Source organism: Alphaproteobacteria bacterium HT1-32 (assembly GCA_009649675.1).
Lineage (GTDB): Bacteria > Pseudomonadota > Alphaproteobacteria > Rhodospirillales > HT1-32 > HT1-32.
In genome coordinates this window covers 242,889-258,132 of the sequence record WJPL01000001.1, presented here as the reverse complement: position 1 = coordinate 258,132, position 15,244 = coordinate 242,889, and the positions used below count along the sequence as shown (strand labels likewise).

General features: G+C 57.5%; 22 protein-coding genes. 21 read left to right on the top strand and 1 reads right to left on the bottom strand.

Going from position 1 to position 15,244, the window contains the following annotated elements:
- Nucleotides 1-14 precede the first annotated feature (14 nt).
- From GH722_01170 to GH722_01070, 21 genes are all read left to right on the top strand, one after another.
- The gene (locus GH722_01170) at nucleotides 15-1,562 is read left to right on the top strand and encodes a hypothetical protein (GenBank protein ID MRG70366.1); all 1,548 of its coding nucleotides are present in this window, start codon (nucleotides 15-17) and stop codon (nucleotides 1,560-1,562) included.
- Nucleotides 1,563-1,587: 25 nt separating this feature from the next.
- Nucleotides 1,588-2,103 carry a GNAT family N-acetyltransferase gene (locus tag GH722_01165; protein ID MRG70365.1) on the top strand — a complete coding sequence of 172 codons (516 nt, stop codon included), beginning with the start codon at nucleotides 1,588-1,590 and terminating at the stop codon, nucleotides 2,101-2,103.
- 74 nt (nucleotides 2,104-2,177) lie between these two features.
- Nucleotides 2,178-2,606 (top strand): hypothetical protein, encoded by a 429-nt coding sequence (locus GH722_01160; protein ID MRG70364.1) that lies wholly within the window; start codon nucleotides 2,178-2,180, stop codon nucleotides 2,604-2,606.
- Between the two features lie 2 nt (nucleotides 2,607-2,608).
- A complete protein-coding gene (locus GH722_01155) occupies nucleotides 2,609-3,409 on the top strand; it encodes a DUF2927 domain-containing protein (GenBank protein MRG70363.1) in 801 nt (266 codons plus the stop codon).
- A 26-nt stretch (nucleotides 3,410-3,435) separates the two neighbouring features.
- Nucleotides 3,436-4,284, top strand: coding sequence for a DUF2927 domain-containing protein (locus tag GH722_01150; GenBank protein MRG70362.1), 849 nt, complete (start codon nucleotides 3,436-3,438; stop codon nucleotides 4,282-4,284).
- A 217-nt stretch (nucleotides 4,285-4,501) separates the two neighbouring features.
- Complete coding sequence (locus tag GH722_01145; protein ID MRG70361.1) at nucleotides 4,502-6,277, top strand: hypothetical protein; 1,776 nt, start codon at nucleotides 4,502-4,504, stop codon at nucleotides 6,275-6,277.
- Between the two features lie 13 nt (nucleotides 6,278-6,290).
- A complete protein-coding gene (locus GH722_01140; protein ID MRG70360.1) occupies nucleotides 6,291-6,677 on the top strand; it encodes a hypothetical protein in 387 nt (128 codons plus the stop codon).
- A gap of 188 nt (nucleotides 6,678-6,865) precedes the next feature.
- Complete coding sequence (locus tag GH722_01135) at nucleotides 6,866-7,333, top strand: hypothetical protein (protein MRG70359.1); 468 nt, start codon at nucleotides 6,866-6,868, stop codon at nucleotides 7,331-7,333.
- A 13-nt stretch (nucleotides 7,334-7,346) separates the two neighbouring features.
- Entirely contained in the window at nucleotides 7,347-7,733 is a 387-nt protein-coding gene (locus GH722_01130) for a hypothetical protein (protein MRG70358.1), read from the top strand.
- Nucleotides 7,734-7,921: 188 nt separating this feature from the next.
- Entirely contained in the window at nucleotides 7,922-8,389 is a 468-nt protein-coding gene (locus GH722_01125) for a hypothetical protein (GenBank protein MRG70357.1), read from the top strand.
- 13 nt (nucleotides 8,390-8,402) lie between these two features.
- Entirely contained in the window at nucleotides 8,403-8,789 is a 387-nt protein-coding gene (locus tag GH722_01120) for a hypothetical protein (protein MRG70356.1), read from the top strand.
- A 188-nt stretch (nucleotides 8,790-8,977) separates the two neighbouring features.
- On the top strand, nucleotides 8,978-9,445 hold the full coding sequence (locus GH722_01115) for a hypothetical protein (GenBank protein MRG70355.1): 468 nt from the start codon (nucleotides 8,978-8,980) through the stop codon (nucleotides 9,443-9,445).
- Nucleotides 9,446-9,458: 13 nt separating this feature from the next.
- Nucleotides 9,459-9,845 carry a hypothetical protein gene (locus GH722_01110; GenBank protein ID MRG70354.1) on the top strand — a complete coding sequence of 129 codons (387 nt, stop codon included), beginning with the start codon at nucleotides 9,459-9,461 and terminating at the stop codon, nucleotides 9,843-9,845.
- A gap of 121 nt (nucleotides 9,846-9,966) precedes the next feature.
- Nucleotides 9,967-11,028, top strand: coding sequence for a hypothetical protein (locus tag GH722_01105; GenBank protein ID MRG70353.1), 1,062 nt, complete (start codon nucleotides 9,967-9,969; stop codon nucleotides 11,026-11,028).
- A gap of 187 nt (nucleotides 11,029-11,215) precedes the next feature.
- Nucleotides 11,216-11,455 carry a hypothetical protein gene (locus tag GH722_01100; GenBank protein MRG70352.1) on the top strand — a complete coding sequence of 80 codons (240 nt, stop codon included), beginning with the start codon at nucleotides 11,216-11,218 and terminating at the stop codon, nucleotides 11,453-11,455.
- Nucleotides 11,455-11,829, top strand: coding sequence for a hypothetical protein (locus GH722_01095; GenBank protein ID MRG70351.1), 375 nt, complete (start codon nucleotides 11,455-11,457; stop codon nucleotides 11,827-11,829). The genes GH722_01100 and GH722_01095 overlap by 1 nt, the downstream gene beginning before the upstream one ends.
- 237 nt (nucleotides 11,830-12,066) lie before the next feature.
- On the top strand, nucleotides 12,067-12,453 hold the full coding sequence (locus tag GH722_01090; GenBank protein ID MRG70350.1) for a hypothetical protein: 387 nt from the start codon (nucleotides 12,067-12,069) through the stop codon (nucleotides 12,451-12,453).
- 157 nt (nucleotides 12,454-12,610) lie between these two features.
- Nucleotides 12,611-13,162, top strand: coding sequence for a hypothetical protein (locus GH722_01085; GenBank protein MRG70349.1), 552 nt, complete (start codon nucleotides 12,611-12,613; stop codon nucleotides 13,160-13,162).
- A 4-nt stretch (nucleotides 13,163-13,166) separates the two neighbouring features.
- Nucleotides 13,167-13,361 (top strand): hypothetical protein, encoded by a 195-nt coding sequence (locus tag GH722_01080; protein ID MRG70348.1) that lies wholly within the window; start codon nucleotides 13,167-13,169, stop codon nucleotides 13,359-13,361.
- 146 nt (nucleotides 13,362-13,507) lie between these two features.
- Nucleotides 13,508-14,101, top strand: a complete 594-nt coding sequence (locus tag GH722_01075; GenBank protein MRG70347.1) for a hypothetical protein — start codon at nucleotides 13,508-13,510, stop codon at nucleotides 14,099-14,101.
- On the top strand, nucleotides 14,091-14,867 hold the full coding sequence (locus GH722_01070; GenBank protein MRG70346.1) for a DUF2927 domain-containing protein: 777 nt from the start codon (nucleotides 14,091-14,093) through the stop codon (nucleotides 14,865-14,867). Before GH722_01075 ends, GH722_01070 begins: the two co-directional genes overlap by 11 nt.
- 86 nt (nucleotides 14,868-14,953) lie before the next feature.
- On the opposite strand, the gene GH722_01065 is transcribed toward GH722_01070, so the two are convergent.
- Nucleotides 14,954-15,115 (bottom strand): hypothetical protein, encoded by a 162-nt coding sequence (locus GH722_01065; protein MRG70345.1) that lies wholly within the window; start codon nucleotides 15,113-15,115, stop codon nucleotides 14,954-14,956.
- Between the last annotated feature and the right edge of the window lie 129 nt (nucleotides 15,116-15,244).

Genomic DNA, 15,244 nt, shown 5'->3' with positions numbered 1-15,244 from the left:
CAGGGGCCGCAATGATGACCCCGCGTGAGCGGCGGATCCGGCAAACCCTGAAAACCGATTTCATCCACTATGCCTCCCGCTGTCTGAATATCCGGACCAAGTCGGGCCGGCTTGAACCGTTCCGGATGAATGCAACCCAGACCTACCTGCATGAACGGCTGCAGGACCAGCTGGCCCGGACGGGACGTGTCCGGGCACTTGTTCTGAAAGCCCGGCAGACGGGGATCAGCACCTATATTGAAGGTCGGTACTACTGGCGGGTGACACATCGCCGGGGGCTGCGGGCCTTCATCCTGACCCACAAGCAGTCCGCGACGGAAAACCTGTTCGCTATCGCCAAGCGGTTTCATGACCACTGCCCGGAGGTTGTGCGCCCTGTGCTCAAGGCATCGAATGCCCGCGAGCTTGATTTTGCCCGTCTCGATTCCGGCTACCGGGTGGGAACGGCCAGTACCGAAGGCGTCGGCCGGTCGGATACCATCCAGCTGTTTCATGGCAGCGAAGTCGCGTTCTGGCCGAAAGGCGACGCGCATGCGGCGGGTGTTCTGCAGGCGGTGGCGGGTGATCCCGGCACTGAAGCAATTCTGGAATCCACGGCCAACGGGATCGGCGGGCTGTTCTACAATATGTGTCGAGCCGCCCAGGCCGGAGACGGTGACTGGGAGGTCATCTTCATCCCCTGGCGATTGCATGACGAGTACCGTCAGGATCCTCCGGGTGACTGGCGACCGGCACCGGCTTTCCGCGATTACGCTGCCCTGCATCGCCTTGACGCACCGCAGACCTACTGGGCAGAGCGCAAGAATGCAGAACTGGCAGCAGCAGACGGTCTGCCGGTTGACGAGCTTTGCTGGCGCTTCCGCCGGGAATATCCGGCCACCGAGCAGGAAGCCTTTCAAAGCTCGGGCGAGGATTCCTTTATTCTGCCGGAATGGGTCATCCGTGCCCGTAAATTCACGGTGCCGGACCAGTCTCATGCGCCCCTTGTCCTGGGGGTTGATGTGGCCCGGGGCGGTGGCGACAAAACCCGGATCATTGACCGGCAGGGCAGGGCGGCGGGCCTGCATATCAACCGGCGGATCGATTCCGGCGACCTGATGGAAGTCGTTGGCCTGATCGCGCAGGAGATTGACCGGCTGTCCCCGGATCAGGCTTTTGTCGATGCAACCGGTCTGGGGGCGGGCGTTGTCGACCGGCTGAAGGAACTGGGCTACGGGCGGGTTGTCACCGGCGTCAATTTCGGCAGCCGTGCGCTGAACCCGGATGTCTATGCCAACCGCCGGGCAGAAATGTGGGGCGGCCTGCGCGACTGGCTGATGGAGCCGGGCGGTGCCTCGATCCCCGACAGTGACGAACTGCATGCCCATGTCTGTGCACCGGGTGCCATCTATACCTCGTCACAGGCAATCCGGCTGGAGGCCAAGGAGCGCATCCGCGAACGTGTCGGTTTTTCTCCCGACGCCGGCGACGCCCTGGCCCTCACCTTCGCCGCGCCTGTCCGGCCCCGGGCTGAAGCCTTCCGCTGGCAAACTGCCGTCATCGACGCCGACCCGTTCGGGTGAACCCGGCTCTGCAAGGAAACAACAGATGATCAGACAAATCGAAGAACGCGACATCCCGGCCCTCGTCGAACTCGGCGCGGAGATGCACGCGGAAAGCAGTTTTGCGGATGTGCCATTTGACCGGCAGCTTGTGGAAAACATGGCCTGGCATTGTCTGCGCAGCGCAGACTGGTTCGGTGCGGTGGCGGAACATGACGGTCGCATTGTTGGTATGTTCGTCGGAAATGCCGGTCCTTTCTACTTCAGCACAACACAGGCCGGTTTTGACAAGGTCTGGTATGTCACACCCGAATGTCGCAGATCGATCCACGGTGTCAGGCTGCTTCAGGCTTTCCTGCGCTGGTGCGGTGCCCGCGACCTGATATTCGTCAGGATTGGCGTCAGCACCGGGGTTAACCCGGCAGGAACTGACAGGCTTATGCAGCGGCTGGGTTTCACAGCGGTCGGCGGCAATTACAGTCTGAAGCTCAATCCGGCAGGTCAGCCAGCCTCTGACAATACACAACCGGACACAGGTGAAAGCACGGCTTTCCCGGTCTGAAAACAACCAGTTTGAAAAGGAGTATGCAGATGTGTGGTGGTGGTGAAGATAATGGCGGTATGGGACCGGGCGGTATGGGCGGCGGCGGTATTGATCGGGAACGGGAAGAACGTGCCCGTGCCGCACAGCGAGAGGCTGGACGGGCCACAGATATTGAATTTCTGGATAAAGCTGACCGGTTTATTCAGAATAACTACAGATCCCAGATTCAGAATAACAGGAGCAGATTGGGTCAGGGAGTGATTGGTTCTGTCGGTCGTCGTGAAATTGGCCAATCTCAGGCAGATCATTTTGATGACCCATCGACAGACAGCCGACAGGGTTCTCACAATCAGTATAATGAAACGGCCCCTGGTTTTTCTTTGGTTAAAGACAAGGAAGTGAAAAAAGAAGCTTCTGTTCGACGGGCCAGCAGAAACCGGACTGTTCTGACTGCACTGAATATCAGACGACCCAAACTGTCGGTTCGGGAAACACTGGGAACCAGCGAGGTCATTGGTTAGCAATGCTTACGAGAATTGTTTTTTTGACTCTTCTGGCGTTAACCACTGCCTGTAAGCCCGCGACTGTCGCGGATCAGTCCCGGTCTCATAACTCGACCAAATGTGCTGGCTTTGATGCATTTGATCGAATTGAGGTGCCCGTCACAGCCATCGGTCATTCTCTGCCCACGTCAGATGTCGCAATTTCTGATATCCACGGTTTGGTCGGTGAGATACCGGGGCAGAGCCGGTTGGATGTACTGACCCGTCATTTCAGGTCGCTGGTCTTTGACACAGAATGCGATGGCGAAATTTATTACGTTCGGAAATGGAATAATGTTATTCGATTAGCGACAGGCCCGGCGCGGGATGTACCGGAAAGATTACGGTCAATCCTGCCCGTGCTTTCTGAAATAACAGGACTGGAATTTGTCACGACTGTTGATTACCGGGATGCGAATGTCGAGATATTCGAGGAGACAAACTACCCCGATAATTGCTTTGCCTTATATCAGATAAAACCTGATGGCTCCTTTGATTTTGCCCAGATTCAGATGGGGCGGAAAATTGCTGCTTCAGAGCGTACAGAATGTCTGCTGGAGGAACTGTCGCAGATACTCGGGCCGTTTAATGATGTAACCACCATAAAAGACACCATGTGGCGCCCGCTTGAGCTCAAGACGTACGATTCTCTCACCTGGTCCGATGCTGTCATTCTGCGCACGCTTTATGACGAACGGATCAGGCCGGGGATGCACCGGGATGTGGCGATGCCCCTTGTGCGGGTCATCATTGCCGAACTGCTGGCAGAACTGAACCGCTGAGTGATTTGCGATATGAGACAGGTTTAATGACTGACACGAATCTGATGCGGATATCTGGCCTTCCGGCTCCTTCTGTTTACAGAAATATGCTGGCCGTGATGCTTTCCTTTCTGATGACTTTGCTGTCGGGTATGTCTCCCGGCCACGGGGCTGATTACAGAGAGCCGACAATTCTTGGCAGCTCCCTGCCGACGCCGTCCGGCTCTCTGGCAGATGTGAAGGGGTTGATTGGCGAAAGGCCGCCATCAACGCAGCTATCCATCACCCGCCATGTCATGGCGTTTGAGATGATGGCCTTTAATTTCTCGTACAAGGGCGAGGTCTATCCTTTCGATCATCTTCGTAAGCGTAACAGTCCGGTTTCCTATGTAATTACGGGCGAAAGGGTCGGACGCACCTATCGGGCGGTGAAACCGATGATGCAGATGATGACCATTCTGTCCGGAGTTCCGTCGCGCCGGGTGCTTCCGGTGAAGGTTGCGAATTTTGTGATCTTTAGCGGACCGTCGCCGAAAACCGGTTCCCGTGACTATTGTGTCGGAGCGCCGGATATCTTCGAGGCGGATGGTGTTATTCGCCGGGCTGCTCTTCAGGCAGGGCCGGATGTCAGAGCATTTGATGATTGTATCCGCGGTCATCTGTCACGCTCACTGGGGCTGTCACACCATCAGGATATTCTGCCCGCCTCTTTGTTCTGGCCGACTGACCGGCCGGGGACACCCGCAACACCTGTCTTTACCACTTTCACCTGGTCCGATGCCGTTCTTTTGCGCACGCTCTATGACGAGCGGCTGAAGCCGGGGATGCACCGGGATGTGGCGATGCCCCTTGTGCGGGTCATCATTGCCGAACTGCTGGCAGAACTGAACCGCTGACCACCTCCCTGTCCTGAACCGGTTTCAGGACCACCCCGCTTTTTTTCATAACCCGCAGGCCGGTTGCCTCTCCTGAACTGTCATCAGGGGCGCCTTCTGTGCTGCCTGCCTTCGGGCGGGGATGTCTGTGCCGGTCCTTCCGGCCTGGCGCCTGCTCGGGCGCGTTTTCCCAACATCCTCTCCCCCCACAGAAACATCTGATCCGAAAGGACCCGATATGCCTCCCTTCACGCCCTACTGGCAGGGTGCGTCGCCGGACCCTGCTGCGCCGGTTGAACGCATCAGGCCCACGCCGCGCCGGTCCATCCTGACCGCCCCTCCGGGCACGCAGTTTGTCCTCCGCGACCCGGCCCGCGACTTCGCCTGGCAGCCCTCCGGCCCCTTGCCCGATAACGGTCCTGCCGATCTGTCCCGGATCGAGATGATCATCCCGGAAAACCCGGCCCCCCGGCCAGACCGGGGGCGGGCCAGCCCGCCTGGCGTGCGGACAATGGAGTTTCGTCCGGGCATTGATGATGCCGGCCTTGAGGTGATCACCCGACCTTTTCGCCCGGACAGGAATGCCGCCGGTTCAGGGGATGTCCTGCGTCTCAACGCCGGGGGGCGCCCGGCAGCACCGGATGAGGCGACGCCCGAACCGCAACCGGCTGACCGGCAGGCCGCGATACCGCCACAGGCAGCGGACAGACCGGTAACTTCCGCCGATGGCGCATCACCCGGTGACAGATCACCCGGTTCCGGAACATCTCCGGCCGGCCCGACTGACGGGAATGCGCCGCGTCAGCCTGAAGCGGATTCCGCCGCGCCTGCTGTACGTGACCTGTCGGCGGACCCGGATATCCCGTCATCCGCCGCCGCCTTTCTGGAAGCCCTTCGGACCGGCGAGCTGGACGCGGAAACCCTCGCCCTTCCGGACAATGACCTGATGCCGGTGATCCTGCCCGGCGGTCATACTGTATTTGCCGGTGTGGCGCGGCAGCTGATCCGCGCCGCAACGGTGAAGACCGAGGCGGAACGGCAGGCGATCCTGAAAGACATGCAGGAGAACGCCCATCCGCTCCGGCGCTTTGATCCGGAGACTGGCAGGTTCAGCCTGCGGTTTGATGAACCGGCCCCTGTCGCCGGGATCATGCCGGGTGTGTTGCGGGGCGACTCATTTCTGGCATCCGGGAATGCCGGTGCGCAGGCAGACCGCCTGCTGGCCGCACTTGGCACCGACCCGGAGGAGATGAGGCGCCGGCTTGAAAGCCTCTTCGTGTCCGGCGGCATCAGCGGCAAGGCTGAAGACGCCCTCCTGAATGGCATCGCCGGTGTCTCTGGCGGTGAAGACGGAGAGCTGCCATCTGCCGCCGCCCTGCTGATTGCGGCCTGGGGTGGCCTCAGGACGGGATCGAAAAACCGTGTCCCAGGAGGAGGAAAAGCCTCTGGCGAGGTCATAAAGAAGACTGATGAGGCGGACTGGTTCAGCACTGACGCGGACCTGCGGCGTTACAGGGAGATCAGACAGCGGGGTTACCCTGAGGGAATGACAGCGGATGACGCCGGACAGTTCGGCGATGTGGTGAAGAAGCATTTTGGTCCGGACAGCCGACTGGCAATCCGGGGCAGTGCCGTGACGGGCCTGAAATTCAATGGTGAGACGCAGGCATACGGACTTCCGGAAAAGGACAGACACGGCAATCCCGCCGGCCGGATGCGGCAGTTTGGCAAGAACAGCGACTTTGATTTCGCCATCGTTGACGAGAAACTGCTGGATGACATCAAGGGTCATCCGGAACTGGGACAGGTTGCCGGTAACAGGCCGGATCGCAGTCTGGGGATTGAATTGGGTGACCTTAACAAGGCGGAACTCGCCGAACATTCACCACTCTGGAATTTGCGGGAAACCCTGAAGGGGTTCCGGAACCTTACGGGGCGGGAACACAGCATTATGATCTACAGATCGGACAGTGATATCGAGAGCAGAGGCCCACATATGTGGCTTGGACAGTGAAAGGATAAGAAGAATGGATTACGAACTGGAATTACTGGGTACGCAGCTCGACGACCTCGCCTTTGTTGCGGATCGTGTCAGCCGGATAATCGGGATGGAACTCTACGAGATGTCTAACGAGGTTTATGGAGACCATTTCTCCAGTTCTTATCTCAATTTGATTGAGCGTTTCGGGAAATACAGGCTGGAAGACGGCGCCGAGGTTTCTCCCAGACTTAAGGTTATTTCGCAGCGAAACAGCCGGTACGGACAGGTGAATTTCTACGGCATGCAGAATTATGCATCCGGTGTTCTGCTCTCCTGCATCACCGAAACGAAATCACTGGTCGGGAAGCTTCTGGCGGATGCGGAGCTTGGTCTGGAAATCGTCGATACCGATCCGAAACGCAACGCCCTCTGACGCCCGCCGGGCGGCGCCGGAGATCCTGAAACAGGTTCAGGAGGAGGAAGGGGGCGTCTAAACCCTGTCTTCGCCCTCCATATCTCTGCTGATATCCGGGAATATCGGGTCCTGGTCTGGACTGGTTCAGCACTGACGCGGACCTGCGACGTTACAGGGAGATCAGACAGCGGGGTTACCCCGAGGGAATGACAGCGGATGACGCCGGACAGTTCGGCGATGTGGTGAAGAAGCATTTTGGTCCGGACAGCCGACTGGCAATCCGGGGCAGTGCCGTGACGGGCCTGAAATTCAATGGTGAGACGCAGACATACGGACTTCCGGAAAAGGACAGATCCGGTAATCCCATCGGCCGGATGCGGCAGTTTGGCAAGAACAGCGACTTTGATTTCGCCATCGTTGACGAGAAACTGCTGGATGACATCAAGGGTCATCCGGAACTGGGACAGGTTGCCGGTAACAGGCCGGGGCGCAGTCTGGGGATTGGTTTGAACAAGCTTGACGAGACAGAACTCGCCGAACATTCACCACTCTGGAATTTGCGGGAAATTCTGAAAGATTTTCAGGATATTACAGGCCGGAGGCACAGCATTATGATCTACCGGTCTGACAGGGATATTGAAGACAGAGGTCCGTATATGTGGCTTGGACAATGAAAGGAACAGGCTCATGAGCCGTAAATTGATGCTACTGGGAACGCAGATCGATGATCTCGCCTTTGTTGCGGATCGTGTCAGCCGGATAATCGGGCTGGAACTCTGCGAGATGTCTAATGAGAGGTATGGGGACCATTTTTCTGAGTCACATATCGATCTGATTGAGCGTTTCGGGAAATTCAGGCGGGAAGACGGCGCCGAGGTTTCTCCTGATCTTGTGGTAATACCGCAGCGAAACAGCCGGTACGGACAGGTGAATTTCTACGGCATGCAGAACTATGCATCCGGGGTTCTGCTCTCCTGCATCACCGAAATGGAGTCACTGGTCGGGAAGCTTCTGGCGGATGAGGAGCTTGGTCTGGAAATCGTCGATACCGATCCGAAACGCAACCGCCTCTGACACCCGCCGGGCTGTGCCTGAGATCCTGAAACAGGTTCAGGATGAGGAAGGGGGCGTCTAAACCCTGTCTTCGCCCTCCATATCTCTGCTGATATCCGGGAATATCGGGTCCCGGTCGGGACTGGTTCAGCACTGACGCGGACCTGCGGCGTTACAGGGAGATCAGACAGCGGGGTTACCCCGAGGGAATGACAGCGGATGACGCCGGACAGTTCGGCGATGTGGTGAAGAAGCATTTTGGTCCGGACAGCCGACTGGCAATCCGGGGCAGTGCCGTGACGGGCCTGAAATTCAATGGTGAGACGCAGACATACGGACTTCCGGAACAGGACAGACACGGCAATCCCACCGGCCGGATGCGGCAGTTTGGCAAGAACAGCGACTTTGATTTCGCCATCGTTGACGAGAAACTGCTGGATGACATCAAGGGTCATCCGGAACTGGGACAGGTTGCCGGTAACAGGCCGGAGCGCAGCCTGGGAATTGAATTGGATAAACTTAACAAGGCGAAACTCGCCAAACATTCATCGCTGTGGAATTTGCGGGAAACCCTGAAGGAGTTTGAAAACCTTACGGGGCGGGAACACAGCATTATGGTTTACAGATCTGATAATGATATCGAGAGCAGAGGCCCACATATGTGGCTTGGACAGTGAAAGGATAAGAAGAATGGATTACGAACTGGAATTACTGGGTACGCAGCTCGACGACCTCGCCTTTGTTGCGGATCGGGTCAGCCGGATAATCGGGCTGGAACTCTACGAGATGTCTAATGAGAGGCATGGAGACCATTTCTCCAGTTCCTATCTCGATCTGATTGAGCGTTTCGGGAAGTACAGGCTGGAAGACGGCGCCGAGGTTTCTCCCAGACTTAAGATTATTTCGCAGCGAAACAGCCGGTACGGACAGGTGAATTTCTACGGCATGCAGAATTATGCATCCGGTGTTCTGCTCTCCTGCATCACCGAAATGGAATCACTGGTCGGGAAACTTCTGGCGGATGCGGAGCTTGGTCTGGAAATCGTCGATACCGATCCGAAACGCAACGCCCTCTGACGCCCGCCGGGCGGCGCCGGAGATCCTGAAACAGGTTCAGGATGAGGAAGGGGGCGTCTAAACCCTGTCTTCGCCCTCCATATCTCTGCTGATATCCGGGAATATCGGGTCCTGGTCTGGACTGGTTCAGCACTGACGCGGACCTGCGGCGTTACAGGGAGATCAGACAGCGGGGTTACCCCGAGGGAATGACAGCGGATGACGCCGGACAGTTCGGCGATGTGGTGAAGAAGCATTTTGGTCCGGACAGCCGACTGGCAATCCGGGGCAGTGCCGTGACAGGCCTGAAATTCAATGGTGAGACGCAGACATACGGACTTCCGGAAAAGGACAGATCCGGCAATCCCACCGGCCGGATGCGGCAGTTTGGCAAGAACAGCGACTTTGATTTCGCCATCGTTGACGAGAAACTGCTGGATGACATCAAGGGTCATCCGGAACTGGGACAGGTTGCCGGTAACAGGCCGGGGCGCAGTCTGGGGATTGGGTTGGGTGACCTTGATGAGAAGAAGTTCTCTGATCATTCACCGCTCTGGAAGCTGCAGGAAATTCTGAAAGATTTTCAGGATATTACAGGACGGAAGCACAGCATTATGATCTACCGGTCTGACAGGGATATTGAAGACAGAGGTCCGTATATGTGGCTTGGACAATGAAAGGAACAGGCTCATGAGCCGTAAATTGATGCTACTGGGTACACAGATCGAAGACCTCGCCTTTGTTGCGGATCGTGTCAGCCGGATAATCGGGATGGAACTCTACGAGATGTTTAACGAGGAATATGGAGACCATTTCTCAAATTCCTATCTTAATCTGATTGAGCGTTTCGGGAAATTCAGGCGGGAAGACGGTGCCGAGGTTTCTCCCAGACTTAAGATTATTTCGCAGCGAAACAGCCGGTACGGACAGGTGAATTTCTACGGTATGCAGAACTATGCATCCGGGGTTTTGCTTTGGTGCATCACCGAAATGGAGCCACTGGTCGGGAAGCTTCTGGCGGATGCGGAGCTTGGTCTGGAAATCGTCGATACCGATCCGAAACGCAACCGCCTCTGACGCCCGCCGGGCTGTGCCGCTGACCACCTCCCTGTCCTGAACCGGTTTCAGGACCACCCCGCTTTTTTTCATAACCCGCAGGCCGGTTGCCTCTCCTGAACTGTCATCAGGGGCGCCTTCTGTGCTGCCTGCCTTCGGGCGGGGATATCTTTGCCGGTTCTTCCGGCCTGGCATCTGGCCGGGCGCGCTTTCCCAACATCCTCTCCCCCCACAGAAACATCTGATCCGAAAGGACCCGATATGCCTCCCTTCACGCCCTACTGGCGCGGACAGACCGGCAATCTCCGCCGATGGCGCATCACCCGGTGACAGGTCACCCGGTTCCGGAACATTTCCGGCCGGCCCCACTGACGGGAATGCGCCGCGTCAGCCTGAAGCGGATTCCGCCGCGCCTGCTGTACGTGACCTGTCGGCGGACCCGGATATCCCGTCATCCGCCGCCGCCTTTCTGGAAGCCCTTCGGACCGGCGAGCTGGACGCGGAAACCCTCGCCCTTCCGGACAATGACCTGATGCCGGTGATCCTGCCCGGCGGTCATACTGTATTTGCCGGTGTGGCGCGGCAGTTGATCCGAGCCGCAACGGTGAAGACCGAGGCGGAACGGCAGGCGCTGATACAGGAGATGGATGAACAGGCCGATCCGTTCGGATCGGGGGAAACAGAAAAGGGTCTCCAGTTCGGTCAACCAGCAGTGCTCTCCGGGATTATGCCGGGAGTTCTGCAAGGAAGACCCTTTTCAGGAATTCCGGACGGTAATGCAGACCAGTTACTGGCGGGTCTCGCAGTCTCCCCCGATGAGATGAGGCACCGGATACGAAAGCTGGTTGCGGCCGGCGGTGTCGATGGCCTTGCTTTCGACCAGGTGATTGATGGCTTTGCGGCCATGACCGACGATGAACGGTCTGAATTGCCGGAATGGCAACGCAAGCTGGCTGAGGCAGTTGCCCTGTTTGGCGCCGTGGCTGGTGTTCGGTCTGCTGTCAGAAACAAAACCCGCTCTGGCCGCTCAATAGATCGTAGCAGGATGCCGCCAGACCCGTTACGTCGCACTGATGACGACACCCTGCTTGATGATAGGGAACGCAACCGGGGTCTTCAGGGACTTGATAAGGAAGTTCAGTCAGGACTGGTGAAGGTTGAAAAGACTGAAATGACCCCCGGGAGGCAAGTCATGCTTCACTGACGGCGATGCAGAACAGGAACAAGTCGATGGATATCTCAACCGCCCACCCGCCTTATGACCCGGAGTTTCCGGTATACAAGGGCAGGATTAATAAAGGTGGTGCGCGCTATATGCGGGTGGTTACGGTCGACCGGAAAGACAGACCGGGGGTGGTTTCCTGATGCGGGTTGAGGAATTCGAAGAGATCATGGGCCTGCCTGATCCGGGGAAGGTCATGAAGGACCGCTTTGCACTTTCCGGTGTGCCGACACATTTTTCAGAGGTGAACTTGCCCGAAGATGTTGTGGTGCATATCGGTGTTGCCAGCCACCATCCGAAACTCGGACGCGGCGGCGGCGTGCAGATCGAGATTATAAAAGGATATCAGGATGAATTTTTCTCGCCTGCGCTTTCTCTGGATAGGTATGAAAAAGGAGGACGTCGATAATGAATATTGAGCTTCGTGAAGATGGGGCGCTGGAGATTGATGGCAGGATTGTTCGTTTTCCCCAGCGCATATTCAGATTTGTAGAGTATCGGGACATTATTGTAGTCGGGCTTAAGGTGGCTGACTTCGATATTGCTGACCCGATGGTTGGGCGTAACATTCTGGCTCTGGACCGGCAGGGTAAACTGCTCTGGCGCGTGGAGGATCATGGTTTTGAATACCAGGATCCGGATGCTGATCGATTATTGCCGCAACCCTTTATCGGTCTTGGGGTGAACTCGGAAACTGGCAAGTTGGAGGGAGTTCTGCCCTATGTCTATGTGACGATAGACGAAAAGACCGGGGGTGTCTCCGACCCCGTCATCAATCGGTGAATGAGCCGGCAGGCCCCGGCGACCGCTCCGACCGTCCGGGTGACTGTGATCCGGGAATGGCAACCGGGAGGAGAGGTGAGACGGATCCAGAAAAATGACTTGCTGTTCCCGAACCACCGTTTCCGTTTCTGTGATCCTCCTCATCCCCAGCCTGTTTCAGGATATCTCTCCCGAACTTCCGGGACTGCGAGAGCAGAGGGCCGCATATGTGGCTTGGACAATGAAAGGGACGGGCATATGAATCGTAATTTCATGTTATTGGGAACGCAGATCAACGACCTCGCGTTTGTTGCGGATCGTGTCAGCCGGATAATCGGGATGGAACTCTACGAGATGTCTAACGAGGTTTATGGAGACCATTTCTCCAGTTCTTATCTCAATTTGATTGAGCGTTTTGGAAAATTCAGGCGGGAAGACGGCGCCGAGGTTTCTCCCAGACTTAAGGTTATTTCGCAGCGAAACAGCCGGTACGGACAGGTGAATTCCAACGGTATGGAAAACTATGCAGCCGGGGTTCTGCTCTCCTGCATCACCGAAACGAAATCACTGGTCGGGAAGCTTCTGTCGGATGAGGAGCTTGGTCTGGAAATCGTCGATACCGATCCGAAACGCAACCGCCTCTGACGCCTGCCGGGCTGTGCCCGAGATCCTGAAACAGGTTCAGGAGGAGGAAGGGGCAGGGGGATGAAATGGTATTTCCGGTGCCATCCGCAATCTTCCGGTTATTTTTGAATTTCACACAGCCGCCTTTTACGGGCGGTTTTTTTTATGGAGTTTTGCCATGTCTGATGCGGATCGCGTCATCCTTCAGCCGGCCTGTCTGCGGGATCTGTCCTGGGTGGCTGCGTTCATGCGGCAGGCCGATCGTGACGAAGTGTTCGCGCTGATGGCTGACGACAACCCGCTGGCGCTGGCCGCCCGGCTTGATCTGGTGACAGAGCAGGCCTGGTGCGCCCACTGGCGGGGCCGGGCAGTGGCGGCTTTCGGGGCCACGCCGAACGGCCCGCATGTGGCGGAGGTCTGGCTGTTTGCCAGTGACGACTGGTCCCATGTGGCGCTCAGTGTCACCCGTTTCATCCTGCGCCGGGTGATGCCTGATCTTGCGGCGGCCGGTTTTGTCCGGGCGCAATGTCAGTCAGCTGCCGGACATGTCACCGCACATGCCTGGCTGGAGCGCCTCGGTGCTGTGCGCGAAGGGATACATCCGCTGCGGGGCAGGGGGGGCGAGACCTTCATCACCTTTGCCTGGCGCCGCGGTGACCCTGCGGTTGAGCAGTTTCTCGCCGCTGCGACATCTTACCATTCTTCTTCCACAACAGAAAAAGGAGCCTGACAGTATGTGTGTCGGACCATTCAGCCCCCCTGACCCTCCGCCTCCCGCGCCGCCGCCACCGGCCTTCAACGATGCCGAACAGCAACAGCTGGAGGAGGCGGAGCGTCGCCGCCTGCGCAATGCACAGGGACGCGAATCCACCATCCTGACCCTGAACGGCGAGAAAAAGGAGGAGGGCAAGAGCAAGCTCGGAGAATAGCCGGGAGCAGCCTGCCCGGTCGATGGCACTTTCGAAACCGTTTCTGTTTCCCTGCGCCGCGACCGGGAAACCGCTGTCAGGCAGTGGCGGTATTTCCTGTGCCGGAGACAGCATATCAGTTACCTTTAACCGGAGAGAATATGACAATGAACAATCAGATTGATTATGCCCGCGCCGCCCTGATGTTGCGCACTGCCGGCCAGCAGGGCGATGTTATCCTGGCGCATCTGACGCCGGGTGAAGTTGTGGTGCCGGTGACGGTGCTCGACACCACCCCGCAGCTTGCACCCTTTCTGAAGGAAGCCTTTGGCCGCGCCAATCTCAATATCGGTCGCTATACGGTGGGTGGCGCAGACGACAGCCGTAACCCGGTAACCGGCCTGCCGGAATATTTCGATGTTGGCCATGACCATGACGCCAGAGACATGATCGATGACAGCGGGTTCGGTGGCTTTGGTGATGAAGAGGATAGTTCTAAAACTGGTGGGTATGGTGGAGAGAATCAATCCAATGATGGCGATCATGGCCACGAAACAGATGGCGGCACCTTTTATTATGCTGCGTCTGATGCAACACAATCTCAGGACCTGTCAGAAGCCATCAGTGTTACAGAGCCGGAATCCGAACCCAGGCGGCGCCGAACGGTTCTGACAGCCCTTAACATCCGCCGGCCAAAGCTGTCGATTGGTGATGAACTCCTGGGGCCGTCGCCGAAAGGGAAAGTGAAACTTGGCCAGTAGACGTTTTATCACCTGCCTCTCTGCCGGGCTGTTTCTGTCGCTGCTCACCGCTGGTTGCCAGACAGCAACGAAGACGCTCAATCCACCGAAGCGGATCGGAATTTCAACCCCGACACCGTCAAAGCCGTTATCAAGCCTGACCTGGCCCACAGGCATCCGACCCGGCAACAGCCCGACAGATATCGACCTGATGACGCGAGCCTTTGATCAGTATGTCTTTGAGACTGAATGGAACGGGCCTGCGCCCTGGATCGTAAAAGGTGGCGGAGCCTATCCCTACTGGCTGGTTGAAGATAGTCGATCCGCAGAGATCCGGGCGAGCATCAAGGAAATATCTGTACAACTTGAAGAAGCTACCGGCCAGATAATCTCGGAAGCTTCTGCTGAACCGGAGGGCAGAATCCGGATTATCGTTTCTGTCGGAAAGACCGGATCACGGAAGCATTGTCACTTTTCCACCAAACGATATGGCGACGGTACATTGTCCCGGGCGGTTATTTATATTGGCCCAGACTTTCCAGATATACATCGCTGCCTCGTCGAAGAGCTGTCCCAGATTCTTGGCCCGGCGAATGACGTCACCCTGATTGAAGACAGTCTGTGGCGACCGAAAGAGGTCGAGACGGCACGGGGGCTGACCTGGTCTGATGCGGTCATTCTGCGGGCGTTATATGACGAGCGGCTCAAACCCGGCATGTCCCGGGCCGCAGCCCTGCCGGTTGTGCGCATAATCATCAGCGAGTTGCTCGAAGAACTGAACCGCTAACCCGGCTTCTGACGATACCTCGTTCCCGTCATTCCGGATCCCGGTCCGGGATCCATACCAACATATTCACAGCCTGCGCCGGCCTGTCATCTGGCGGGTCTTTTCCGGTTTTTGTCGCCCGAAATTTCGCGGGCTGACGAGACCGCGTCTGCGGTCTCCATACCCTTTCCTGAAACATAGGAGAAGCTGATGCTTCGTGTTCCCCCCGTCTCCGGGCCGGACAGTGCTGCGCCGCGCGTGGCTGTCATGCCAGAAGTTTCCGCCGATTCAGCCCGGCAGTCCCGACTGCGTGATGCTGTCTGGATGCTGGATACCGAGGTGGCGCTGAATGACGGCCTGACCGGTGTCGCCGAACAGGTGGTCACCCGCGCCCCGGC

Coding starts and splice junctions, on each gene's coding strand:
- GH722_01120 (MRG70356.1), top strand. CDS start 8,403: ATGGATTACGAACTGGAATTACTGGGTACGCAGCTCGACGACCTCGCC.
- GH722_01165 (MRG70365.1), top strand. CDS start 1,588: ATGATCAGACAAATCGAAGAACGCGACATCCCGGCCCTCGTCGAACTC.
- GH722_01065 (MRG70345.1), bottom strand. CDS start 15,115: ATGACAGCCACGCGCGGCGCAGCACTGTCCGGCCCGGAGACGGGGGGA.
- GH722_01140 (MRG70360.1), top strand. CDS start 6,291: ATGGATTACGAACTGGAATTACTGGGTACGCAGCTCGACGACCTCGCC.
- GH722_01080 (MRG70348.1), top strand. CDS start 13,167: ATGTGTGTCGGACCATTCAGCCCCCCTGACCCTCCGCCTCCCGCGCCG.
- GH722_01110 (MRG70354.1), top strand. CDS start 9,459: ATGAGCCGTAAATTGATGCTACTGGGTACACAGATCGAAGACCTCGCC.
- GH722_01145 (MRG70361.1), top strand. CDS start 4,502: ATGCCTCCCTTCACGCCCTACTGGCAGGGTGCGTCGCCGGACCCTGCT.
- GH722_01125 (MRG70357.1), top strand. CDS start 7,922: ATGACAGCGGATGACGCCGGACAGTTCGGCGATGTGGTGAAGAAGCAT.
- GH722_01090 (MRG70350.1), top strand. CDS start 12,067: ATGAATCGTAATTTCATGTTATTGGGAACGCAGATCAACGACCTCGCG.
- GH722_01085 (MRG70349.1), top strand. CDS start 12,611: ATGTCTGATGCGGATCGCGTCATCCTTCAGCCGGCCTGTCTGCGGGAT.
- GH722_01115 (MRG70355.1), top strand. CDS start 8,978: ATGACAGCGGATGACGCCGGACAGTTCGGCGATGTGGTGAAGAAGCAT.
- GH722_01130 (MRG70358.1), top strand. CDS start 7,347: ATGAGCCGTAAATTGATGCTACTGGGAACGCAGATCGATGATCTCGCC.
- GH722_01170 (MRG70366.1), top strand. CDS start 15: ATGACCCCGCGTGAGCGGCGGATCCGGCAAACCCTGAAAACCGATTTC.
- GH722_01135 (MRG70359.1), top strand. CDS start 6,866: ATGACAGCGGATGACGCCGGACAGTTCGGCGATGTGGTGAAGAAGCAT.
- GH722_01095 (MRG70351.1), top strand. CDS start 11,455: ATGAATATTGAGCTTCGTGAAGATGGGGCGCTGGAGATTGATGGCAGG.
- GH722_01075 (MRG70347.1), top strand. CDS start 13,508: ATGAACAATCAGATTGATTATGCCCGCGCCGCCCTGATGTTGCGCACT.
- GH722_01100 (MRG70352.1), top strand. CDS start 11,216: ATGGGCCTGCCTGATCCGGGGAAGGTCATGAAGGACCGCTTTGCACTT.
- GH722_01155 (MRG70363.1), top strand. CDS start 2,609: ATGCTTACGAGAATTGTTTTTTTGACTCTTCTGGCGTTAACCACTGCC.
- GH722_01160 (MRG70364.1), top strand. CDS start 2,178: ATGGGCGGCGGCGGTATTGATCGGGAACGGGAAGAACGTGCCCGTGCC.
- GH722_01150 (MRG70362.1), top strand. CDS start 3,436: ATGACTGACACGAATCTGATGCGGATATCTGGCCTTCCGGCTCCTTCT.